Annotated in this window: 19 protein-coding genes; 11 read left to right on the top strand and 8 right to left on the bottom strand. The window is 71.0% G+C overall.

Translation table 11 applies throughout. The annotated features are described in order from the left end of the window. Positions 1-134: 134 nt before the first annotated feature. A complete protein-coding gene (locus ACFQ9V_RS06645; RefSeq protein ID WP_382458381.1) occupies positions 135-839 on the top strand; it encodes a winged helix-turn-helix domain-containing protein in 705 nt (234 codons plus the stop codon). Positions 840-913: 74 nt separating this feature from the next. Here ACFQ9V_RS06645 and ACFQ9V_RS06640 read toward each other — a convergent pair whose 3' ends face one another. From ACFQ9V_RS06640 to ACFQ9V_RS06630, 3 genes are all read right to left on the bottom strand, one after another. Next, a complete protein-coding gene (locus ACFQ9V_RS06640; RefSeq protein WP_382458380.1) occupies positions 914-1738 on the bottom strand; it encodes an ABC transporter permease in 825 nt (274 codons plus the stop codon). Next, the gene (locus tag ACFQ9V_RS06635; protein ID WP_382458379.1) at positions 1735-2748 is read right to left on the bottom strand and encodes an ABC transporter ATP-binding protein; all 1014 of its coding nucleotides are present in this window, start codon (positions 2746-2748) and stop codon (positions 1735-1737) included. Before ACFQ9V_RS06635 ends, ACFQ9V_RS06640 begins: the two co-directional genes overlap by 4 nt. 144 nt (positions 2749-2892) lie before the next feature. Then, positions 2893-3573 carry a PadR family transcriptional regulator gene (locus ACFQ9V_RS06630; protein WP_382458378.1) on the bottom strand — a complete coding sequence of 227 codons (681 nt, stop codon included), beginning with the start codon at positions 3571-3573 and terminating at the stop codon, positions 2893-2895. A gap of 400 nt (positions 3574-3973) precedes the next feature. Between ACFQ9V_RS06630 and ACFQ9V_RS06625 the strand changes: the two genes are divergently transcribed. Both ACFQ9V_RS06625 and ACFQ9V_RS06620 read left to right on the top strand, forming a co-directional pair. Next, positions 3974-4441, top strand: coding sequence for a MarR family winged helix-turn-helix transcriptional regulator (locus tag ACFQ9V_RS06625; protein WP_382458377.1), 468 nt, complete (start codon positions 3974-3976; stop codon positions 4439-4441). A 98-nt stretch (positions 4442-4539) separates the two neighbouring features. Then, positions 4540-6828, top strand: a complete 2289-nt coding sequence (locus ACFQ9V_RS06620) for a transglycosylase domain-containing protein (protein WP_382458376.1) — start codon at positions 4540-4542, stop codon at positions 6826-6828. 34 nt (positions 6829-6862) lie between these two features. Here the strand turns inward: ACFQ9V_RS06620 and ACFQ9V_RS06615 are convergent, their stop codons facing one another. The 4 genes from ACFQ9V_RS06615 to ACFQ9V_RS06600 form a co-directional block, all read right to left on the bottom strand. Next, the gene (locus ACFQ9V_RS06615) at positions 6863-7318 is read right to left on the bottom strand and encodes an SRPBCC domain-containing protein (protein WP_382458375.1); all 456 of its coding nucleotides are present in this window, start codon (positions 7316-7318) and stop codon (positions 6863-6865) included. A gap of 87 nt (positions 7319-7405) precedes the next feature. Continuing rightward, complete coding sequence (locus ACFQ9V_RS06610; RefSeq protein WP_382458374.1) at positions 7406-9115, bottom strand: alpha-glucosidase; 1710 nt, start codon at positions 9113-9115, stop codon at positions 7406-7408. Between the two features lie 40 nt (positions 9116-9155). Further along, positions 9156-10082 (bottom strand): Gfo/Idh/MocA family protein, encoded by a 927-nt coding sequence (locus ACFQ9V_RS06605; RefSeq protein ID WP_382458373.1) that lies wholly within the window; start codon positions 10080-10082, stop codon positions 9156-9158. Positions 10083-10087: 5 nt separating this feature from the next. Beyond that, positions 10088-11290 carry an ROK family protein gene (locus tag ACFQ9V_RS06600; RefSeq protein WP_382458372.1) on the bottom strand — a complete coding sequence of 401 codons (1203 nt, stop codon included), beginning with the start codon at positions 11288-11290 and terminating at the stop codon, positions 10088-10090. A 165-nt stretch (positions 11291-11455) separates the two neighbouring features. On the opposite strand from ACFQ9V_RS06600, the gene ACFQ9V_RS06595 reads away from it, so the two are divergent. The 8 genes from ACFQ9V_RS06595 (at position 11456) to ACFQ9V_RS06560 (ending at position 19852) form a co-directional block, all read left to right on the top strand. Continuing rightward, a complete protein-coding gene (locus tag ACFQ9V_RS06595) occupies positions 11456-12208 on the top strand; it encodes an amino acid ABC transporter ATP-binding protein (protein WP_382458371.1) in 753 nt (250 codons plus the stop codon). Between the two features lie 57 nt (positions 12209-12265). Further along, positions 12266-13216 (top strand): glutamate ABC transporter substrate-binding protein, encoded by a 951-nt coding sequence (locus tag ACFQ9V_RS06590; protein WP_382458370.1) that lies wholly within the window; start codon positions 12266-12268, stop codon positions 13214-13216. Between the two features lie 105 nt (positions 13217-13321). Further along, complete coding sequence (locus tag ACFQ9V_RS06585; RefSeq protein WP_382458369.1) at positions 13322-13966, top strand: amino acid ABC transporter permease; 645 nt, start codon at positions 13322-13324, stop codon at positions 13964-13966. Further along, complete coding sequence (locus ACFQ9V_RS06580; protein ID WP_382458368.1) at positions 13963-14895, top strand: amino acid ABC transporter permease; 933 nt, start codon at positions 13963-13965, stop codon at positions 14893-14895. The genes ACFQ9V_RS06585 and ACFQ9V_RS06580 overlap by 4 nt, the downstream gene beginning before the upstream one ends. Then, positions 14888-15880, top strand: a complete 993-nt coding sequence (locus ACFQ9V_RS06575) for an asparaginase (RefSeq protein ID WP_382458367.1) — start codon at positions 14888-14890, stop codon at positions 15878-15880. The genes ACFQ9V_RS06580 and ACFQ9V_RS06575 overlap by 8 nt, the downstream gene beginning before the upstream one ends. Continuing rightward, on the top strand, positions 15877-16623 hold the full coding sequence (locus ACFQ9V_RS06570) for a copper homeostasis protein CutC (protein ID WP_382458366.1): 747 nt from the start codon (positions 15877-15879) through the stop codon (positions 16621-16623). Before ACFQ9V_RS06575 ends, ACFQ9V_RS06570 begins: the two co-directional genes overlap by 4 nt. Further along, entirely contained in the window at positions 16620-17585 is a 966-nt protein-coding gene (locus tag ACFQ9V_RS06565) for an ROK family protein (protein ID WP_382458365.1), read from the top strand. Before ACFQ9V_RS06570 ends, ACFQ9V_RS06565 begins: the two co-directional genes overlap by 4 nt. Positions 17586-17701: 116 nt before the next feature. Further along, on the top strand, positions 17702-19852 hold the full coding sequence (locus tag ACFQ9V_RS06560) for a S9 family peptidase (RefSeq protein ID WP_382458364.1): 2151 nt from the start codon (positions 17702-17704) through the stop codon (positions 19850-19852). Positions 19853-19861: 9 nt separating this feature from the next. Here the strand turns inward: ACFQ9V_RS06560 and ACFQ9V_RS06555 are convergent, their stop codons facing one another. Beyond that, positions 19862-20686, bottom strand: coding sequence for an aldo/keto reductase (locus tag ACFQ9V_RS06555; protein ID WP_382458363.1), 825 nt, complete (start codon positions 20684-20686; stop codon positions 19862-19864). Positions 20687-20760 lie beyond the last annotated feature (74 nt).

Here is a 20760-nt window from a genome sequence, read left to right as displayed (position 1 = left end):
CCCTTTCTGAACAGGGACACCTCGTCACACCGGAAAACCCGTCACCGGCGCACCCTCCTCAGCAGATCCTCGCAGGAGAGACCAGCCGTACCCGGGTCCGGGCGCATCATCATCACTCGAAGGACTCCCCTCCCATGTCTCTCGCAACCGTCGACACCTTCCGCCCCGCCACTCCTGTCATCCCGGCCGCCGCTGCCACCCCCGCGCCGCGCCTCCGCGCCGTCCCCGAGGGGACCGAGGCCCGCGGCTTCGTCCTCTACGTCGGCATCGACGAGCTGAAGGCCGCGGCCTCCGGCACCGACCTCGGCCGCATCGTCGAGGCCCTCAAGCAGCTGACCGCCGAGCTCGCCCCGTCCTCCGAGACCTACGCCGCCGTGGCGCTGGCCCCCGCCGGCGCCGGCGGACGCGACGTGGACGTCGTCCGCCTCGCCCTGCAGGACCCGGCCGCGATCGCCAAGCACCGCCACATCGCGACGGTCGACGAGGACGAGGACCGCGCCGCCTCCGGCGTCGTGGTCGACATCTCGCGCAAGCGCCTCATCCTCGACAACCAGACCGTGTCGCTCACCTACAAGGAGTTCGAGCTCCTGCAGTACCTGGTGCTGCGCGAGGGCCGCACCATCGAGCGCGCCGAGCTGATCTCCTCGCTCTGGTCGAACGCCGACGAGGACGAGATCCCGAACGAGCGCACGATCGACGTCCACGTCCGCCGCCTGCGCGCCAAGCTGGCGCGCTACGAGGACATCGTGCGCACCGTGCGCGGCGTCGGCTACCGCTTCGACCGCCACGCGGACGTCTCCATCCGTCACGCCAGCGCCCCCTCCCCCGACCTCTTCTGACACCAACAGTTCCGGAGTTGTGTACGTTTAGCGACGGCGTGTCGCGTACACAACTCCGGAATTGTTGGCTGGGGTCAGGCGCTGCGCTGGTAGACGCGGAAGGCGCTGGTGGCGAGGGCGGCCATGATGACGGCGAGGGCGGCCAGGAGGCCGGCGTGCGCCCAGAGGGAGGGCCAGTCGGGGGCCGCGCTCAGGGCCTCGCGGCCGACGATCACGGCCCACTCGAACGGGTTGTACGCGGCGGCGTTCCGCACCCACTTCGGCGACAGCTTGGTGTTCATGATCGCCGAGCTGAGGAACATCAGCGGCAGCGTGATGAGCTGCGAGATGCCGATCAGCGCGGTCTGGTCCCGGGCGAGCAGCGCCACGGCGTTCGAGAACGAGCAGAACACCGCGGTCAGCAGCACCACCCCGAGCAGGAGCAGCAGCATCCCGCCCAGCCCGCCCTCGAAGCGCGCACCCGCCCAGAAGGCGATCCCGACCACGATCAGCGACTGCACGACGGCGAGGATCGACTGGTAGACGAGCGTCGAGACGATCATGGCGCCGCGGTTGGTGGGCGAGGTGAGGAAGCGGTCCATCACGCCGCGGTCCATGTCCTGGATGTAGACCGTGCCCGACCAGGCGCTCCCGAACAGAGCGAGCATCATCACGACGCCCGGCGTCAGGTACTCCAGGTAGCTCTGCCCCACCCCGAACCCGGGGATCTCGATGACGGACTTGAAGAGCTGCCCGAAGAGCAGCAGCCAGATCACCGGCTGCACCAGGTTCATCACCAGGAACGCGGGCATCCGGAGCGCCCAGCGCAGCTGGCGGCCGGTGAGCAGCAGCGTGTGGGTCAGGAAGGTCGGGCCGGAGCGGCGCGCGGTGCGCGCGGGCGGGATTGCGATGGCGGTCATGATGCGGTCTCCAGAACGTGCTCGGCGGACTCCTGCGCCCGCGTGAAGGTGCGGCCGGTGTGCCGCAGGTAGACGTCGTCGAGGCTGGGCCGCGCGACGGTGGCGGAGGCGACGGCGACGGCCGCGGCCTCCAGGGCGGCGAGCGCGGCCGGGAGGGTGGCTGCGCCGTTGTCCGCGCGGGCGCGGAGCGTCCGGCCGTCGCCGCCGACCTCGCGGAGGGTGTCCACGCGCTCGAGTGCCGTGAGCGCGGCGAACGGGTCGGCGTCCGGCGCCAGCTCCACGATGACGGCGTCACCGCGGAGGCCGTTCTTGAGCTCCTCGGGAGTGCCGCCGGTGACGACGCGGCCGTGGTCCACGATCGCGAGCCGGTCGGCGAGGCGGTCGGCCTCGTCCAGGTAGTGCGTCGTGAGCAGGACCGTGAGGTTCTCGGCGCCGGTCATCCGCTCCAGCTCCGCCCACAGCTCGGCGCGCGCCTCCGGGTCGAGTCCGGTGGTCGGCTCGTCCAGGAAGAGCACCTCCGGCCGGTGCATGAGGCCGATCGCGACGTCCAGCTTGCGCGCCATGCCGCCGGAGTACGCCTTCACCTGGCGCTTGGCGTGCTCGGCGAGGCCGAAGCGGTCGAGCAGTTCGCGGGCGCGGGCCTTCGCGTCGCGGCCGCTCATCCCCTGCAGCCGTCCGGCGAGGACGAGGTTCTCGGCCCCGGTGTCGTTGGGGTCCGACACCGGCTTCTGGGCGACGAACCCGAGGGCCCGGCGCACCCTGCCGGGGTTGCGGTTCACGTCGATCCCGGCGATGAACGCCGTTCCGGCGTCGGCACGGGTCAGCGTGGACAGGATCTTCATGGTGGTGGACTTGCCGGCGCCGTTGGGGCCGAGCAGTCCGAAGACGGTGCCGGAGGCGACCTCGAAGCCGAGGTCGTCGACGGCGCGGATGGCGGGCTTGCCCCGGCCTCCGCTGTAGGACTTGACGAGGTGCTCGGCGACGATCGCCGGGCCGTTCTGTGATGCCACGAGTGGCTTCCTTTCATCTCGGGCAGCCACCGACGCGGGCATATCATGGGAGAAGCCCTCGGTGACTGTTGACGCAGGTTCCGCAAGGAACGAATCGAAGGTGTGGATGGCCGGAGAGTTGCCGCTCTCCGGCCATCGTTCTGTTTACGACCCCAGCAACTCGGTCACCTCCTGCCCGAAGTCGCCTGCCGCGATCCGCTCCCGGATCTCGGACATGTCGTGGCCCTGGCCGAACAGCTCCCAGAGCCGCTCCCACCAGTCGACGCCGCCCAGCGACCGGTCGCGGATGCGCGCGGCGAGGTCGGCGACGAACGCGCGCTCGGCCTCCATCACCGCGACGCGGTAGCGGGACTCGATCATGAACAGCTCGGGGAGGGGCATGGCCAGCGCGGCCTCGTAGACCCGCGCCCGCTCTGCCAGATCGGCGTCGAGCAGGTCACGGCGGCGCTCGAGGAGGTCGGCCGCGACCTCCGGCGAGAGCATCGGCAGCAGGGAGAGCCCGGTCTCGATCGCGGGATACTCCTTGACCGGGAACGCGATGAGCTCCCGCATCCAGTCGTCGGCCTCCGCACGCCCGGCGGCGGTGATCTCGTACACGACGCGCTCGGGGCGGTTGCCCTCGCGCTCGGTCTGCGCGACGCGGACGAAGCCGTGCTTCTCGAGCGACTTGATGACGGCGTAGAGGGAGCCGAAGTTGAGCCGGATGCTGTCCTCCTTGCCGCGCTCCCGCATGGTGGTCGTCATCTCGTACGGGTACATCGGCTTCTCCCAGAGGCAGGCCAGGACGGCCAGCGCCAGGGGGTTGGCCACCGCTCGCTTCGTCATTACTCACCTCCGAATACTTTGTTTAGAGTATTCGCTATCGAGTAGGGAGTCAAGCACTCCTCTCAGACCGACCTGTCCACCCTCAGCAAGGGGATAACCGCCCCATAGTCAATTCGCAGCAAAAATAACGACTTGATAACTAGCACCCGTTACCTCTTCGTTATATAGTTCAAGAGCAATGGTTGTTTGCTGTGGCAGCCATCGCGGAATGTGATTGCAGGACACTCTTGGTGCAAGGGAGAGGGCCGGCCGCTAGCCTCTGCGGCCGGCCCTCAATCTTTTAATCGCACCGTCCTCTCCCTCCCCCGACCCGAATGCCGTGCTGGCACGGATGAGCGCTGTCGGCGCATGATGAGAAGATGCGAACGCATCGACTACTCGAGCGCGAAGGGGTGGCGTCATGAGCACGGGCACGACCGCGGCCGGTTCGGCCAAGCGATCCAGGGCCAACGCGGTCTCGGCATGGGAGTCGCTGTTCCGCGCGCAGGTCGCCGTCATGCGGACACTGGCCGCCGAGTTCCCGACCAGGGACATCTCGTTCAACGAGTACGACGTCCTCTTCAACCTCTCCCGCCAGGCCGACCGCTCGCTGCGCCTGCGCGACCTCAACAAGCACGTCCTCCTCACCCAGCCGAGCGTGAGCAGGCTCGTCGACCGGCTGGTCGACCGCGGGCTCGTCGTCAAGGGCCCTGAGCCGTCCGACGCGCGCGGGACGATCATCAGGATGACCGACACCGGGTTCGAGATGTTCCGCCGGGTCGCGTTCGACCACATGCGCTCGATCGCTCAGCGGGTCGGCACCCGGCTCGACACGGAGGAGCTGGAGCAGCTCGCCACCCTCTGCGACAAACTGCGCGGCGACGTCTGACGGACGTTCCTCCTCCACATTCCCATTCCTGAATAAGTTCTCCACAACGCGGGCGGACCCTCGGGGACCCGACATGGGGCACGCGTATCATTGCGCGCATGACGGCTGACGGACGCAGAAGATGGAAGTGGGCGCCCGCGCTGCTCGGATTCGTGGCACTGAGCGGTGTCGCCGGGCTCCTCGCCGCCGCCGCGGTCACACCCGCCGTCGCCCTCACCGGATCGGCCGCTGACTCGACCATCAGCGTCTTCGACGGCCTCCCCGAGTACATGAAGGTGGAGCCGCTCGCGCAGGCGTCCACCATGTACGCGACCTCCGGCGGCAAGCCGGTGCCGATCGCCACGTTCTACTCGCAGAACCGCGTGGAGGTCGGCTGGGACGCCATCTCCCAGAACCTCAAGGACGCCGCGATCGCGACGGAGGACCCGCGCTTCTACGAGCACGGCGGCGTCGACGTCACCGGCACGCTCCGCGGCGCAGTTCTGACCGCGCTGCACAAGTCGGTGCAGGGCGGCTCGTCCATCACGCAGCAGTACGTCAAGAACATCCTGGTGCAGCGCTGCGAGAACAAGCAGCCCGACCCGACCGCGACGGACGCCGTCCAGAAGAAGCAGTACGCGGTGTACCAGGCCTGCTACAACGACGCGACGGCGGTCGACCCGGTGCGCAAGCTCAAGGAGATGCGCTACGCGATCGGGCTCGAGAAGGAGTACTCCAAGAACGACATCCTGCAGAGCTACCTCAACATCGCTCTGTTCGGAGGCCGCGTCTACGGCGTCCAGTCGGCGGCCGAGTACTACTTCGGGGTGTCGGCGGCGGCCATCTCGCTCCCCCAGGCCGCGACGCTCATCGCCATCCTCAACAACCCGGACAACCTCCGCATCGACCAACCGGACAGTAAGGACAACGGCGCGGCGAACGGCTACGCGGCGACCCTCGCCCGGCGCAACTACGTGCTCGACCGCATGCTGGTGAACGGCAAGATCACCAAAGAGGAGCACGACGCCGCGAAGGCGACCAAGGTGGAGCCCAAGATCAGCCAGATGTCGAACGGCTGCATGACGGCGCAGCAGTTCAACGCGGCGTTCTTCTGCGACTACGTCGAGCGCACCATCGAGCAGAACCCGATCTTCGGCAAGACCGCCGACGACCGGTCCAGCTACCTGACGCGCGGTGGGCTCAAGATCTACACGACGCTCAACCTCGACCTCCAGACCCAGGCGCAGCAGGCGGTGTCCTCGTACATCCCGCCGTCCAGCCCCGCCCTCGACCTCGGCTCGTCCAACGTCTCCGTGGAGGTCGGCACCGGCCGGGTCGTCACGATGGTCCAGAACAGGTCCTACGACAACACGGCCGCGCCCGCCGCAGGGACCACAGCCGTCAACTACAACGCCGACTACGACTACGGAGGCTCGGAGGGCTTCCAGACGGGTTCGTCCTACAAGGCGTTCGACCTGCTCGAATGGCTGAAGGAGGGCCACACCCTCAACGAGTCGGTGAACGGCACCGTGCACGTCTTCCCGCAGACCGCGTTCCACGAGAGCGACCCCTGCAACGACATCGGCGGTGCACCGTGGAGCGTCGCGAACGACGAGGGCGAGACGGTGACCTCCACGTCGGTGATGAACGCGACGGCGGCCTCCATCAACTCGATCTTCGCGATGATGGCCACCAAGATGGACCTCTGCGGCATCAAGGAGGGCGCCCAGGACCTCCTGGTCCACGGTGCGGATGAGGCGACCAACCCGTACATGGCCAACCCGTCGTCGGTGCTCGGCACGAACTACATCGCCCCGATCACGATGGCGACGGCGTACGCCGGAATCGCCAACAACGGCAAGGCGTGCAGCCCGGTCGTGATCGACAAGATCGTCACCACAGACGGCGCCGAACACGCGGTGCCCAAGACCCAGTGCTCGACGACCCCGATCGATCCGGGAGTGGCGGCGGCCGCGATCTACGCCCTGCAAGGTGTGCTCCGCGGCGGCGGCACCGCGGCCTCGGCCAACCCGAACGACGGCGTCCCGATCTTCGGCAAGACCGGAACGACGGACAACTCGGTCGAGAACTGGCTGGTGACCTCCACGACGAAGGTCGCGCAGGCCACCTGGGTGGGCAACATCTCGGGCGGCGTCGCCCTCCGCAGCCAGACCTTCCAGGGCGTCGGCGGCGGCAACGTCAAGTTCTCGATCGTCAAGCGCATCCAGACCGCGCTCGACGCCGCGTACGGCGGGTCGGCGTTCCCCGCGCCGCTCGCGAAGTACCTCGGGGTGACGGCACCGCCGCCGAAGGCGGCCACACCGGCGGCTCCCGCGGCCCCGGGCGCGCCTGCCGGGCCGCCGGCGCAGACGCCCCCGGGCGGCGGCAAGGGCAAAGGCAAGCCCTGATCGACTGAGACCCCGCGGGCTCCGGCCGGCAGGGTCAGGCCGGCCGGCGCTCCGCTGAGCGCTCGGCGACCGTCTTGACGCCCTGCAGCATGGCGACCCAGTTGTCCCGGGAGTGCCGGGCGGCCTCCACCGTCGGGTTGTTGTCCTGATCGAGCGTGACGTGGGTGCCCTCCGGGGTCGCGTCGAGCTCGAAGTGCAGCGCGTGGTAGTTCTCGGGGATGTCGGGCAGGCCGCTCAGCGGGCTGAAGTGCGTGAGCACGATCCGCCAGGGCTCCTCACGGTCGTCCAGCTCGATCACCCGGCCGTGGTCCTCGAACGACTTCCCCTGCCATTCGCCGCGCCAGACGATGCGCGAGCCGAGCCTCCAGTCGGAGACGACCTCAGCCCCGAACAGGATCTCGGGATGGGACCCGCTGGTCGTCAGAACGTTCCAGACCCCCCGTCGAGGCGCGCGGATGTCCGCCTCGGCTCTCGCGACGTAGTTCCCCATGACGCGCCACTCCCGCTCCCGTCGCCGCCTCGGGCGACGTTGACGCCCATCACACACCTCACGGCGCGGGGAGCACAACCCCGCGGCTCACGCGCCTTCGAAGACGAGCGCCTCCCACGGCTCCACCGAGCCGGACAGTCCCCGGCCGGCCGAGTCGTCGAGATTGCCGAGCACGAGGGCCGCACCCGCCCAGCCGTCCAGCTCCGCCGGGTCGTAGTGCGCTGGCTCTCCGCTCAGGTTGGCGAGGACCAGCAACCGGCTGCCGTTCCGCTCGCGCGTGTACGCGAAGAGCTGGGGATGGTCGGCCAGCACCAGGGTGAAGTCCCCGTCGGCGACGACGTCGGACCGGTGCCGGAGCTCGATCAGCCTCCGGTAGTGAGCGAACACCGAGTCGGGGGCCCGGCGCTCGGCCTCCGCGTTCACCAGCACGTAGTCCGGGTTGGCCTCGATCCACGGCGTTCCTGTTGTGAAGCCGGCGGCCGGCGCGGCCGACCACTGCATCGGCGTGCGGGCGTTGTCCCGGCTCGTCCGGCGCAGCGCCGCCATCACCGTGCCGGCGTCCTGGCCCTGGATGTCGACGGCCTCCGCGTAGTGGTTGAGCGACTCGATGTCGCGGAAGTCGTCGATGGACTCGAAGGGCACGTTCGCCATCCCGAGCTCCTCGCCCTGGTAGACGTACGGCGTGCCGCGCATCAGGTGCAGCACCGTGGCGAGCGCCTTCGCCGAGGCGACGCGGTGCTCCGGCCGGTCGTCGCCGAACCGGCTGACGACCCGCGGCTGGTCGTGGTTGTTCCAGTACAGGCTGTTCCAGCCCACGTCCGCGAGGCCCTCCTGCCACTTGGCGAGGTTGCGCTTGAGGTCGAGCACGCTCGCCGGCCGGTCGTCCCACTTGCCGCCCGGCCCGTGGTCGAGGTCGACGTGCTCGAACTGGAAGACCATGTCGAGCTCCGCGCGGGCGGGGTCGGTGAACAGCCGGGCCGCCTCGACGGAGACGCCGGGCATCTCGCCCACGGTGAGGATGCGGTCGGCGCGGCCCGCGAACACGCGCTCGTGCATCTCGTGCAGGAACTCGTGGATGCGCGGCCCCTGGCCGAAGAACGGGTAGCCGTCGCCGAACAGCCGTCCGGGCGGGATGTCGCCGTCGGGGAGCCCGACCACCTTCGAGATGAAGTTGATGACGTCCATCCGGAAGCCGTCCACCCCGCGGTCGAGCCACCAGTTCATCATGTCGTAGACGGCCTCGCGGACCTCCGGGTTCTCCCAGTTGAGGTCGGGCTGCTTGCGCGAGAAGAGGTGGAGGTAGTACTCGCCGGTGGCCGGATCGAGCTGCCAGGCGGGGCCGGAGAAGAACGACCCCCAGTTGTTCGGCTCGCCGCCGTGCTCGCCGGGCTCCCGGCCGTCGCGCGCCGGACGCCACCAGTACCAGTCGCGTTTCGGGCTGTCGAGCGAGGAGGCGGACTCGATGAACCACGGGTGCTCGTCGGAGGTGTGGTTGACGACGAGGTCCATGACCAGCTTGATGCCGCGCGCGTGCAGGCCGGCCAGCAGCTCGTCGAAGTCGTCGAAGGTGCCGAACAGCGGGTCGATCGCCCGGTAGTCGCTGATGTCGTAACCGTTGTCGTCGTGCGGGGAGGCGTAGATGGGCGACAGCCACACGACGTCCACGCCGAGCTCCTGCAGGTGGTCGAGGTGCTGGATGATCCCGCGGAGGTCGCCGATGCCGTCGCCGTCACTGTCCGCGAAACTGCGCGGGTAGACCTGATACACGACCGCCGATTTCCACCATGTCTCGCTCACGCGCCCACCTTACCCGCGGGCGTCTGGGCGCGCGGGCCGCTCAGCGGGGGCGGGGGTCGAGCACGACGCGCGAGCCGGTCCGCGCGGACTCCCGCGCCGCCAGGCAGACCCGCAGCGCGTCGATCGCGGCGGCCACCGGCGAGCGGACCGGCTCGGCGCCGCTCTCGACGCACTCCACGAAGTACCGGGCCTGCGCGGCGAAGGCGTCGCCCGGGAGGTCGGTGAGGGTGTCGGTCCCACGGTCGCCGACGACCTCCAGGGCGGTGCGGAACGGCGTGCCGGCCGGGAGGTCGGAGACGGCGAGGAGCTGGGCCACACCGCTGGAGGTGTACTCGACGGTGATCGCGGCCGGTGTCCCGAACCCGTCGCCTGGCGCACGGATGGCGCTGACCGCGACCGGCTCGCCGAGGTACGAATTGGCCTGGTCGACGTCGTGGATCGCGAAGTCCACGATCATCCCGCCGGAGCGGGACTCGTCGGCCAGCCACTCCGTTCCGTCCGGCACGGCCGACAGGCGCGACCCGAGCACGGCGCGCGGGAGACCGACCGACCCTGCGGCGACGCGCTCGGCGAGCGCCGCGTACCCCGGGAAGAAGCGCACGACGTGGGCGACCATGAGGACTCCTGGCGCCCGGGCAGCGGCAGCGGCGACCCGCTCGGCGTCTGCCACCGTGAGCGCGATCGGCTTCTCGAGCAGCACGCTCCGGCCCGCGGCGAGCGCCTGCACGGCGAGGTCGGCGTGCGTGGGGGTCGGCGTGCAGATCGACACGAGGTCGGCGGCGGGGTCGGCCAACGCCTCGTCGAGGGAGGTCGCCCAGCGCCCGTCCGGCGCAGCAGGGAGGTCGGGGCGCGTGCGCGGCGACACGACCCACCGGACCGGGACGCCGCACGCCGCCCAGGCCGCCGCGTGCGCGTGGCCCATCCGGCCGGCGCCGACCACGATCGCGCCGTGCGAAGCGGCGGACACCCCGCTCATCGCACCGCGCGGTCGACCTGCGCGGGATCGAACAGGGCGTCGAGTACGAGCCGCCCGGCGCCGCGGATGCCGGCCTCCTGCTTCGCCGCGCTGACCCCGATGTCGAGCTGGTCGGTGATCATCGGCAGGCAGTCGGAGTAGATCGCCGACCGTACCCCGGCGACGAACGCCTCCGCCTCGCCGAGGATCCCGCCGAGCACCAGGCGCTGCGGGTTGAAGAAGTTCATGATCGTCGCGAGCACGCCGCCGGTGCGGAGGCCGGCCTCCCGCAGCATGAGCGTCGCGAGCGGGTGCGCGTCCCTGGCGAGCGCGAGGACGTCGCGGGTGTCGGCGACCTCCACCCCGGCCCGGCGCAGGGCCTGCACGATGGCGGCGCCCCCGGCGACGGCGTCGAGGCAGCCGACCCGGCCGCACGAGCACAGCACGTCCGGGGCGCCCGGCACGGTGACGTGGCTAATGTCGCCCGCCATGCCGTGGTGGCCGCGATAGACGCCGCCGAACGCGACGATCCCGCAGCCGATGCTCGAACCGGCCTTGACGAAGACGAGCTGGCCGTCGGCCGTCAGCGCATCCGGTGTGTGGGCGGTGGCGTCGAACTCGCCGAGGGCCATCAGGTTGGCGTCGTTGTCGACCGCGACGGTCAGCCCGGTGCGGGAGGCCAGCGCGGCCGCGACGTCCAGGCCGTTCCAGCCGGGCATCCGCGACGGCGAGACCATCCGGCCCGTGCTGGAGTCGACCGGGCCGGGCATGCCGATCCCGATGCCGCGCAGCTCCTGGCCGGGCGCCCCGTGCATCGCGCGGAGCTCCTCGGCGCTCGCGGCGATCCAGGCGAGGACCCGGTCGGGTCCCGATCCGATGTCCATCGCCGCGGTGCGGGAGGCTAGCAGCCGCCCGGACAGGTCGAACAGCCCGAAGGTGGCGTGGTGCGAGCCGAGGTCCGCTGCGGCGACGACGCCCGAGCCGGCGTCGACCTCCAGCGCCCGCGGGCGGCGGCCGCCGTGCGAGACGCCCTCCCCCGCCTCCCGGAGGAAGCCCGCGGAGAGAAGCGCGTCGACCCGCTGCGCGACGGTCGAGGGCGACAGGCCGGTGTGGCGGGCGATGTCGGCGCGGGAGCCTGCGCGGCCCGAACGGACGAGGTGGAGGATGCCGCCGGGTGTTGCCGGTGCGTTCCCGGGTGCCGCGGTGTGCGTGCCGCTCATTTCAGCGCATCCCCCTGTTCGCACGCATCCGTCGCGTGCTGGTCTCGGTTGAGAATACTGTACCGACTTTCTTCGATTTCGAACCAACCAAATTCGAAAATTGCAAGAACATGACTTACTTAGTACGCTCATCGCATCCCGACCGATGACGATACGAGGAACCCGATGGAAACACCGAACGCTCACCCGATGGTGAGCCTGCGCGGCGTCGACAAGCACTTCGGCGACCTGCACGTCCTCCGCTCCATCGACCTCGACGTCGCGCCGCGCGAGGTCGTGGTGGTCGTCGGGCCCTCCGGCTCTGGCAAGTCCACGCTCTGCCGCTCGATCAACCGACTGGAGACCATCGACGGCGGCGAGATCCGCGTCGACGGCGCACTGCTCCCCCAGGAGGGCGCCGACCTGGCCCGCCTGCGCGCGGAGGTCGGCATGGTCTTCCAGTCGTTCAACCTGTTCGCGCACCGCACCGTCCTCGACAACGTCGCCCTCGCGCCGATCAAGGTGCGCAAGGTCAAGAAGGCCGAGGCCGAGCGCCAGGCCCTCGAGCTGCTCGACCGGGTGGGCATCGCCGACAAGGCGGGCAGCCACCCGGCCCAGCTCTCCGGCGGCCAGCAGCAGCGCGCCGCGATCGCCCGCGCGCTCGCGATGCAGCCGAAGGTGATGCTCTTCGACGAGCCCACCAGCGCGCTCGACCCCGAGATGGTCGGCGAGGTGCTCGACGTGATGACCTCCCTGGCCCGCGACGGGATGACGATGATCGTCGTCACCCACGAGATGGGCTTCGCCCGCCGCGCCGCCGACCGCGTGGTCTTCATGGACCACGGGCAGATCGTCGAGCAGGCGACGCCCGCCGAGTTCTTCGACTCGCCCCGCACCGAGCGGGCCAAGTCGTTCCTGGCCTCCGTGCTCTCGCACTGACGCCGCCGCACCACCCCTCCACAGCACCACACCCGTCCGAACACTGAAAGGGATGCAATGACCCGCAGCTCGATCCGCTCGACCCGCCGCCGGGCCGCCTTCGCCGGCGCCCTGCTCGCGGCCGTGACGCTCGCCGTCACCGCCTGCTCCTCCGGCACCTCGGCCCTCCCCGGCGACGGCGGCTCCACGGCCAAGACCGACACGGTCTTCTCCGGCGCCCCCGTCGCCAAGGCCGCCCTGATCATCCCCGGCTCCACGATGGAGAAGATCAAGAAGCGCGGCAAGCTGATCGTCGCCGAGGCGCTCGACGCCCCGCTGCTCTCGCAGCAGGACCCGACCGACCCGAGCAAGATCACCGGCTTCGACGCCGACCTGGCCAAGCTGCTCGCGATCTACATCCTCGGCAAGCCGAACGTGGAGATCGTGCCCCCGGCGTCGGAGACCCGTGAGGCGATGCTGCAGAACGGCACCGTCGACGTCGTCTTCAACACCTACACGATCACCCCGCAGCGCGCGACGCAGGTCGACTTCGCCGGCCCGTACTTCGAGTCCGGCCTGTCGGTCGCCGTCAAGAGCGACAACAAGTCGATCAAGAGCGAGAAGGACCTCGACGGCAAGAACGTGATCGTCGGCGCGAACACGCCGGCCGTCACCGAGGTGCCGAAGGTCGCGCCGAAGGCCACTGTCACCGCGTTCGGCACCGACCCGGCCGCCGTCCAGGCGCTCATCCAGGGCCGCGGCGACGCCTACGTGCAGGACTACACCCTCCTCGCCAGCGACGCCGCGAGCGAGAAGCAGATCAAGGTGGTCGGCCAGCCGTTCACCAAGGAGCCCTACGGCATCGGCCTCCCGCACGGCGACAGCGACTTCAAGTCGTTCGTCAACAACTGGCTGAAGACCATCCAGAAGGGCGGCCAGTGGGGCCAGGCGTGGAAGACCACGCTCGGCACCGTGACCGACTCGGCCATCCCGACCCCGCCGGAGATCGGCTCGGTCCCGGGTTCCTGACCCGACCCAGAGTTCCCCGGCCTCGCGCCGGGGAGCCCCGGCGGGCGGAGCCGGTCGACCGGCTCCGCCCGTCCCCCTCAGACATTCCTCACGAGTGAGCGAGCGATGAACCCCCTGATCGACAACCTCGGGCCGCTTCTGCAGGCCCTCGGCACGACGCTGATGATGGCGGTCGTGGCCGGCGTCGGCTCGATCGTGCTCGGCGTGCTGGTCACGATCGCGCGCGTGAGCCCGATCCCGGTGCTGCGCACTGCGGCCTTCCTGTACGTGCAGTTCTTCATCAACGTGCCGCTGCTGGCGCTGCTGCTGCTCGCCGTGTTCGCGCTCCCGGACGCCGGCCTCCTGCTGCCGCTGACGCCCACCGCGATCATCGTCCTCACCGTGTACGAGGCCGCCTACGTCGCGGAGGCAGTCCGCTCGGGCGTCAACACCGTCCCGGTCGGACAGGTGGAGGCCTCCCGCGCCCTCGGCTTCACCCTCGGCCAGTCGCTGCGCCTCGTCGTGATCCCGCAGGCGCTGCGCGCGGTGGTGCAGCCGATCGGAAACGTGATGATCGCGCTCGCGATGAACACCGCCCTCGCCGCCGCCGTGGGCGTCGTGGAGCTGACCGCCGAGGTCAACAAGATCAACCTCGTGGCGGCGCAGCCCATCCTGATCTTCTCCAGCGCCGGCATCCTCTACATGGCGGTCGCGCTGGCCATCGGCCTCACCGCCGGCTGGGTCGAGCGGAAGGTGGCGATCGCACGATGACCGCACAACTGATCCCCGACCGGCCAGCGCCGGTGCGCGCCGCACGCGCGAAGCGTCCGCGCCGGGCATATGCCGCCGCGTTCATGTACGACGTGCCCGGCCCGCGCGGGCGTCGCAACATCCTGCTCGGCACCGTCCTGAGCTGCCTCGTCATCGCCGGGCTGCTCGGCTACGGGCTGTGGCAGTTCGCCTCGCACGGGCAGCTCGCGCCCGAGCGCTGGGCTCCGTTCACCGAGTGGCCGATCTGGAACTACCTCCTGGTCGGACTGCTCGGGACTCTGCAGGCCGCCGCGATCGTCGCCGTGCTCGGCGGCCTCCTCGGCGTGCTGCTCGCCCTCGGCCGGATCAGCCGGCTGCGCGCGGTGCGATTCCTGTGCGGGCTCTACATCGAGATCGCGCGCACGGTTCCCGTGCTGCTGGTGATCTACCTGATGCTGTTCGGCCTCCCGCAGCTCGGGATCAACCTGCCGGTGTTGTGGAAGCTGGTCGTCCCGCTGACGATCGCCAACTCGGCCGTGTTCGCCGAGATCGTGCGCGCCGGCATCCTGAGCCTCCCCCGCGGTCAGCGCGAAGCAGCGCTCAGCCTCGGGATGCGGCCCGGTCAGGCGATGCGCTTCGTTGTACTCCCGCAGGCCGCGAGGAACGTCGCGCCGTCGCTGGTCACCCAGTTCGTGAGCCTCCTGAAGGACACCTCGCTCGGCTACATCGTGGCCTTCACCGAGCTGCTCTACCGCGGTCAGGTGCTGGCCTCGTACCTGCACCTGCTCATCCCGACCTACGTCGCCGTGACGGTCATCTACCTGGTCGTCAACGGCAGCCTCTCGGCGTTCGCCTCCCGCCTGCAGCGCGGTCCCCGGCGACGCCCCTCCGCACAGCCCGTGCTTCCGGCCCTGCCGGCTGCCCCGCACCAGGAAGAGACCCATGTCTAGCACCACCGCCGTCGCAGGACTCGCCGAGCTCGCCGCCGTGCGACGCTCCGGGATGATCGAGAGCCGCCACTTCGGCAGCCTCGTCGCGCTCGACCCGGACGGCGGGACCCTGATCGAGCTCGGCGACCCGGACGCGGTCGTGCTCCCGCGCAGCACGGTCAAGCCGCTGCAGGCGCTCGCGTGCCTGACGGCAGGCGCCCTCCTCTCCGGACCGTCGTTGGCCATCGCGGCGGGGAGCCACACCGGCGAGGACGAGCACGTGCGCGTCGTCCGCGACATCCTGGCGGCGGCCGGCGTCGACGAGTCGGCCCTGGGCTGCCCGGTCGACCGGCCGGAGGACGAGGGCACCTTCGAGCGGATGATCCGCGCCGGGGAGCCGCGCAGCCGCATCCGGATGAACTGCTCCGGCAAGCACGCCGCGATGCTGCTGGCCGCCGCCGCGAACGGCTGGCCGACCGACGGCTATCTCGACACGGCCCATCCCGTGCAGCAGCATGTCCGCGAGACGATGGCCGCGCTGACCGGCGTGCCCGTCGCGCTCGATGCGATCGACGGCTGCGGCGCCCCGCTGTTCGCCACGACCGTCCGCGGCGTCGCCCGCTCGTTCGGCCGGCTCGTCACCGCGGCGCCCGGCACTCCCGAGCGCGCGGTCGCCGACGCGATCCGCGAGCACCCCTTCTACGTCGGCGGCAGCGGACACCAGAACTCGACGCTGATGGAGACCGTCCCCGGCGCCCTGGCCAAGGGCGGCGCCGAGGGCGTCATCGGCGTCGCGGCGGCGGACGGCACCGCGGTGTCGATGAAGATCGTGGACGGCAGCCCGCGCGCGACGACCCTGATCGCCCTCCGGGTGCTGGAGGCGCTCGGCACGGACATCTCCCGCGCGGGCGCCCTGGTGGACCTCCCGGTGCTCGGCGGCGGCGTGCCGGTCGGGCGGATCGAGGTCGGGGCGGACCTGGCCGCGGCACTGGAGCGCGTCGCGTGAGCGGAGTCCTGGTCGAGATCTGCCTCGAGGATCTCGCCGGCGTGCGCCTCGCCGAGGACGCGGGCGCCGACCGCATCGAGCTGTGCAGCGCGCTGTCCGACGGCGGCCTGACCCCGTCGATCGGCACCGTGGCGACCGCACTCCGGTCGGTCAGGCGGATGGGCGTCAACGTCCTGGTGCGCCAGCGGGCCGGCGACTTCGTGTTCGACGCCGACGAGCTCGCCGCGATGGTGGCCGACATCCGGGCGGTGCGAGCGCTGCCGAACCCGCGAGGTGTGGCGGTCGGCTTCGTGGTGGGCGCACTCCGTCCCGACGGGTCGGTGGACGTGGACGCGACCGGCATGCTGGTGGCGGCCTGCGGGGACGCACCGGTCACCTTCCACAAGGCCTTCGACCAGGTGCCTGACCGCGCCGCGGCCCTGGAGGAGCTCGCCGGACTCGGGGTGGCGCGCGTCCTCACCTCGGGCGGTGCGGCCTCCACGCTGGAGGGCGCCGACGAGCTCGCCGCGCTGGTCGCGCAGGCGGGCGAGCGGATCGTGGTGCTCGCCGGCGGCGGAGTCCGCCCCGGGAACGTGGCCGAGCTGGTCAGCCGGACGGGGGTGCGGGAGGTGCACCTGCGGGCGGCCACCACGGCCCAGAGCGGTTCGCTCGCACCGAGCCAGTACGACCCGGGCCACCGCCGGGTGACCTCGGCGGCGATCGTCGCGGCCGTCGTCGCGGCGGTGCAGGAGGCGGCGGCATGAGCGGGACGACCGTGGCGACAGCGCTCGCCGACGAACAGGGCGACGGCGTCGCCGGCGCGGACTCCGGAGCCCCGGTCGTCCTCGCGATCGACCTCGGCGGGACCGCCATGAAGGGCGCCGTGGTGGCCGAGGGGGGCGCCGTGGTCGCCGAACTGACCCGTCCCACACCGGGGAGCGACATCCTCGGCGCGCTCGTGACGCTGTTCCACGACCTCCGGGGAGTCGCCGGCGCCGCTGAGCTCGACGTCGTCGGCGCGGGCGTCGCCACCCCCGGCATGCTCGACGAGCAGCGCGGCATCGTCCACTACGCGTCCAACCTGGACTGGCGCGACGTGCCGCTGCTCGACATCCTGCAGGGCGAGCTCGACCTGCCGGTCGCGGTCGGGCACGACGTGCGCGCCGCGGGACTGGCCGAGCGCACCTTCGGCGCGGCCCAGGGCTCGGACGACTTCGTCCTCGTCCCGATCGGCACCGGCGTCGCCGCGGCGCTCGTGACCGCGGGCGGGACCATCACCGGCGCGACCGGCGCGGCGGGCGAGTTCGGCCACATTCCCGTGGTCGCCGGCGGGGAGCAGTGCACGTGCGGCCAGCGCGGCTGCCTGGAGGTGTACATGTCCGGGGCCGGCGTGGCGCGACGCTACCGGGAGGCGGGAGGCGACGCGCTCAGCACGCGCCGGATCGTCGCCCGCCTCGGCAGCGACCCGCTGGCCGACCGCATCTGGGGCGAGGCCGTCGACGTGCTCGCGCAGGGCCTCACCATCCTCACCCTGCTGCTCGACCCGAAGGTGATCGTGCTGGGCGGCGGCGTCTCGCACGCGGGCGACGCGCTGTTCAGCCCGCTGGAGCGCGACGTGTCGGCGGGGCTCGCCTGGCGGGAGCGGCCGGCGATCGTCCGCAGCGGTCTCGGCGGCGACGCCGGGCGCGCCGGCGCCGGCCTCCTCGCGTTCGGGGCGGCGCGCTAACCCCGGCACATTCGTGCCGAATCGCGCGAATCACCGCGCCAAAGTCGACATTCGTGCCGAATCGCGCGGCGGCGGCGGGCGCTGCCGCCGTCGGCGGCGTTGGGTAGCCTGGTGAGATGCTCACCCCGCCGATCACCGCGAAGAAGCCGACCGAGCGCAGCCACCACGGGGACGTGGTCGTGGACGACTACGAGTGGCTGCGCGACAAGGACGATCCCGCGGTCGTCGCCCACCTCCACGAGGAGAACGCGTACACGAACGCGCGCACCGAGAAGCTCGCCGTGCTGCGCGAGCAGATCTTCGACGAGATCAAGTCGCGCACCCGGGAGACCGACCTGAGCGTCCCCACCCGCGAGGGCGACTGGTGGTACTACACGCGCACGGTGGAGGGCAAGCAGTACGGCATCCACTGCCGCGCGCCCATCGACGGCCCCGACGACTGGGACCCGCCGGCGCTCGATGAGGACGCGCAGCAGCACGGCCTCCCTGGCGAGCAGATCCTGCTCGACGACAACGCGGAGGCCGAAGGGCACGACTTCTACGCACTCGGCAGCTTCGACGTCAGCACCGACGGCAGCCGGCTGCTCTACGGCGTCGACACCGAGGGCGACGAGCGGTACACCGTCCGGGTGCGGTCGCTGGCCTGCGACGGCACGACGTTCGCAGACGAGATCGCGGGCACGGGCGCCGGCGCGCTCTTCGACCCGAGCGGCGAGTACCTGTTCTACACGACCGTGGACGACGCCTGGCGGCCGGACACCGTGTGGCGGCACCGGGTCGGCCAGGGGCCCGACGGCGAAGCCGACACGGAGGTCTTCCACGAGCCGGACGAGAAGTATTGGATCGGCGTCGGCCTCACCCGCAGCCGCCGGTACCTGGTCATCGAGGCGGGCTCCAACATCACCAGCGAGAGCTGGCTGCTGGACGCGGGTGACCCGACGGGCGAGTTCCGCGTGGTGTGGCCTCGCACGGAGGGCGTCGAGTACGACATCGAGCACGTGGTGGCGGGCGGCCGCGACCGGCTGCTCATCGTCCACAACGACGGCGCCGTCAACTTCGAGCTCGTGAGCGTGGCGGCCGACGACCCGCAGGGGCCGCGCCGGACACTGCTCCCGCACGACCCGGCCGTGCGCATCGAAGGGGTGGACGCGTTTCGCGACTTCGTCGCGCTCGAGTACCGCCGGGAGGGGATGACCCGCCTCGCGGTCGCCTGCCTCCCTGCGCCGACGGAGGGCGGCCTGGTCGGCGATGTGGACGACATCCTCCACGAGCTGCACTTCGACGAGGAGCTCTTCACCGTCGGCGCGGGAGGCAACCCCGAGTGGACCCAGCCGTTCCTGCGCCTCGGCTACGGCAGCTTCGTCACGCCGTCGAGCGTCTACGACTACGACGTGCGCACGCGCGAGCTCACCCTGCGCAAGCAGCAGCCGGTGCTGGGCGAGTTCGAGCCGGACCTGTTCGAGCAGCGCAGAGAGTGGGCGACCGCGGAGGACGGCACCCGCGTCCCGATCTCGCTCGTCTACCGCCGCGACCTGGTGACTCCCGGCGAGCCGGCGCCGCTCGTGCTCTACGGGTACGGCTCGTACGAGGCGAGCATGGATCCGTCGTTCGGCATCCCGCGGCTCAGCCTCCTCGACCGCGGCGTCGTCTTCGCGATCGCGCACGTGCGCGGCGGCGGCGAGCTCGGGAGGCTGTGGTACGAGCACGGCAAGAAGCTGCACAAGAAGAACACGTTCACCGACTTCGTGGCGGCCGGGAAGCATCTGGTCGACCAGGGCTGGACGACGCCGTCGCAGCTCGCCGCGCAGGGCGGCAGTGCCGGCGGCCTGCTGATGGGCGCGGTCGCCAACCTCGCGCCGCGGCTGTTCGCCGGCGTGCTGGCCGAGGTGCCGTTCGTGGACCCGCTGACGACGATCCTCGACCCGTCGCTCCCGCTCACGGTGATCGAGTGGGACGAGTGGGGCGACCCGCTGCACGACGAGGACGTGTACTACTACATGAAGTCGTACGCGCCGGTGGAGAACATCCACCGCACCGCCTACCCGCGCATCCTCGCCGTCACGAGCCTCAACGACACCCGCGTGCTGTACGTCGAGCCGGCGAAGTGGGTGGCGAGGCTGCGGGAGGTCGGCGCCGACGCGCTGCTCAAGACCGAGATGGCGGCGGGCCACGGCGGGGTGTCCGGCCGGTACGCGGCCTGGCGCGAGCGCGCGTTCTCGCTGGCGTGGCTGCTCGATGTGGTGGGCGCGCACCCGACCGGCGAGTAGCGGGGCGGGTCAGCCGAGGTCGTCGGGGTCCTTGCCGGTGCGCTCGCCGGACTCGAGGATGGCGATCGCGGTGAGGTCGTCGGCGTCGAGGGTGAAGGCGAAGACGTCCAGGTTGGTGCGGATGCGCTCCGGCGTGGACGACTTGGGGATGACCACGTTGCCGAGCTGGAGCTGCCAGCGGATGACCACCTGCGCCGGGGTCACCCCGTGTTTCGCGGCGAGGCCCGCGAGCAGCGGGTCGTCCAGCACACGGCCACGGGCGAGCGGCGACCACGACTCCGTCACGATCCCGCGCGCCTCGTCGTACGCACGGACCTCCCGCTGCGGCAGCCACGGGTGCAACTCGACCTGGTTCACCGCGGGTACTGCGTCGGTCTCGGCCGCGAGGCGGTCGAGGTGGTGGGTGTGGAAGTTGGCGACGCCGATCGACCGGGCGCGGCCCTCCGCCTTCAGGTGCTCCAGCGCGCGCCACGTCTCCACGTACTGGTCGCGCTGGGGCGCCGGCCAGTGGATGAGGTACAGGTCGACCGTGTCGAAGCCGAGGCGCTCCAGGCTCGCGTCGAACGAGCGCAGCGTCGAGTCGTAGCCGTTGTCGGTCCACCACACCTTCGTCGTCACGAACACGTCGTCGCGCGGCAGCCCGCTGCGCCGCACGGCCTCGCCGACGGCGCGCTCGTTCGCGTAGAACGTCGCCGTGTCGATGTGCCGGTACCCGGCCTCCAGCGCGGTCAAAACCGCGTCCACCGTCTCGGCCTCCGGGATCTTGTAGACGCCGAAGCCGAGCTGCGGGATGCGATTGCCGTCGTTGAGCTGGAGCTGGGGGATGTTCGGCATGGGTTCATTCTCTCCCGGCTGGCATCCCGCTCCCCGCTGCGTGGACGTTTCCTGGCAATGACAGCGCGCGGGGT

Source organism: Leifsonia sp. NPDC056665 (assembly GCF_042791795.1).
Taxonomy (GTDB): domain Bacteria; phylum Actinomycetota; class Actinomycetes; order Actinomycetales; family Microbacteriaceae; genus Leifsonia.
This window is presented reverse-complemented; position numbering and strand designations above follow the sequence as displayed.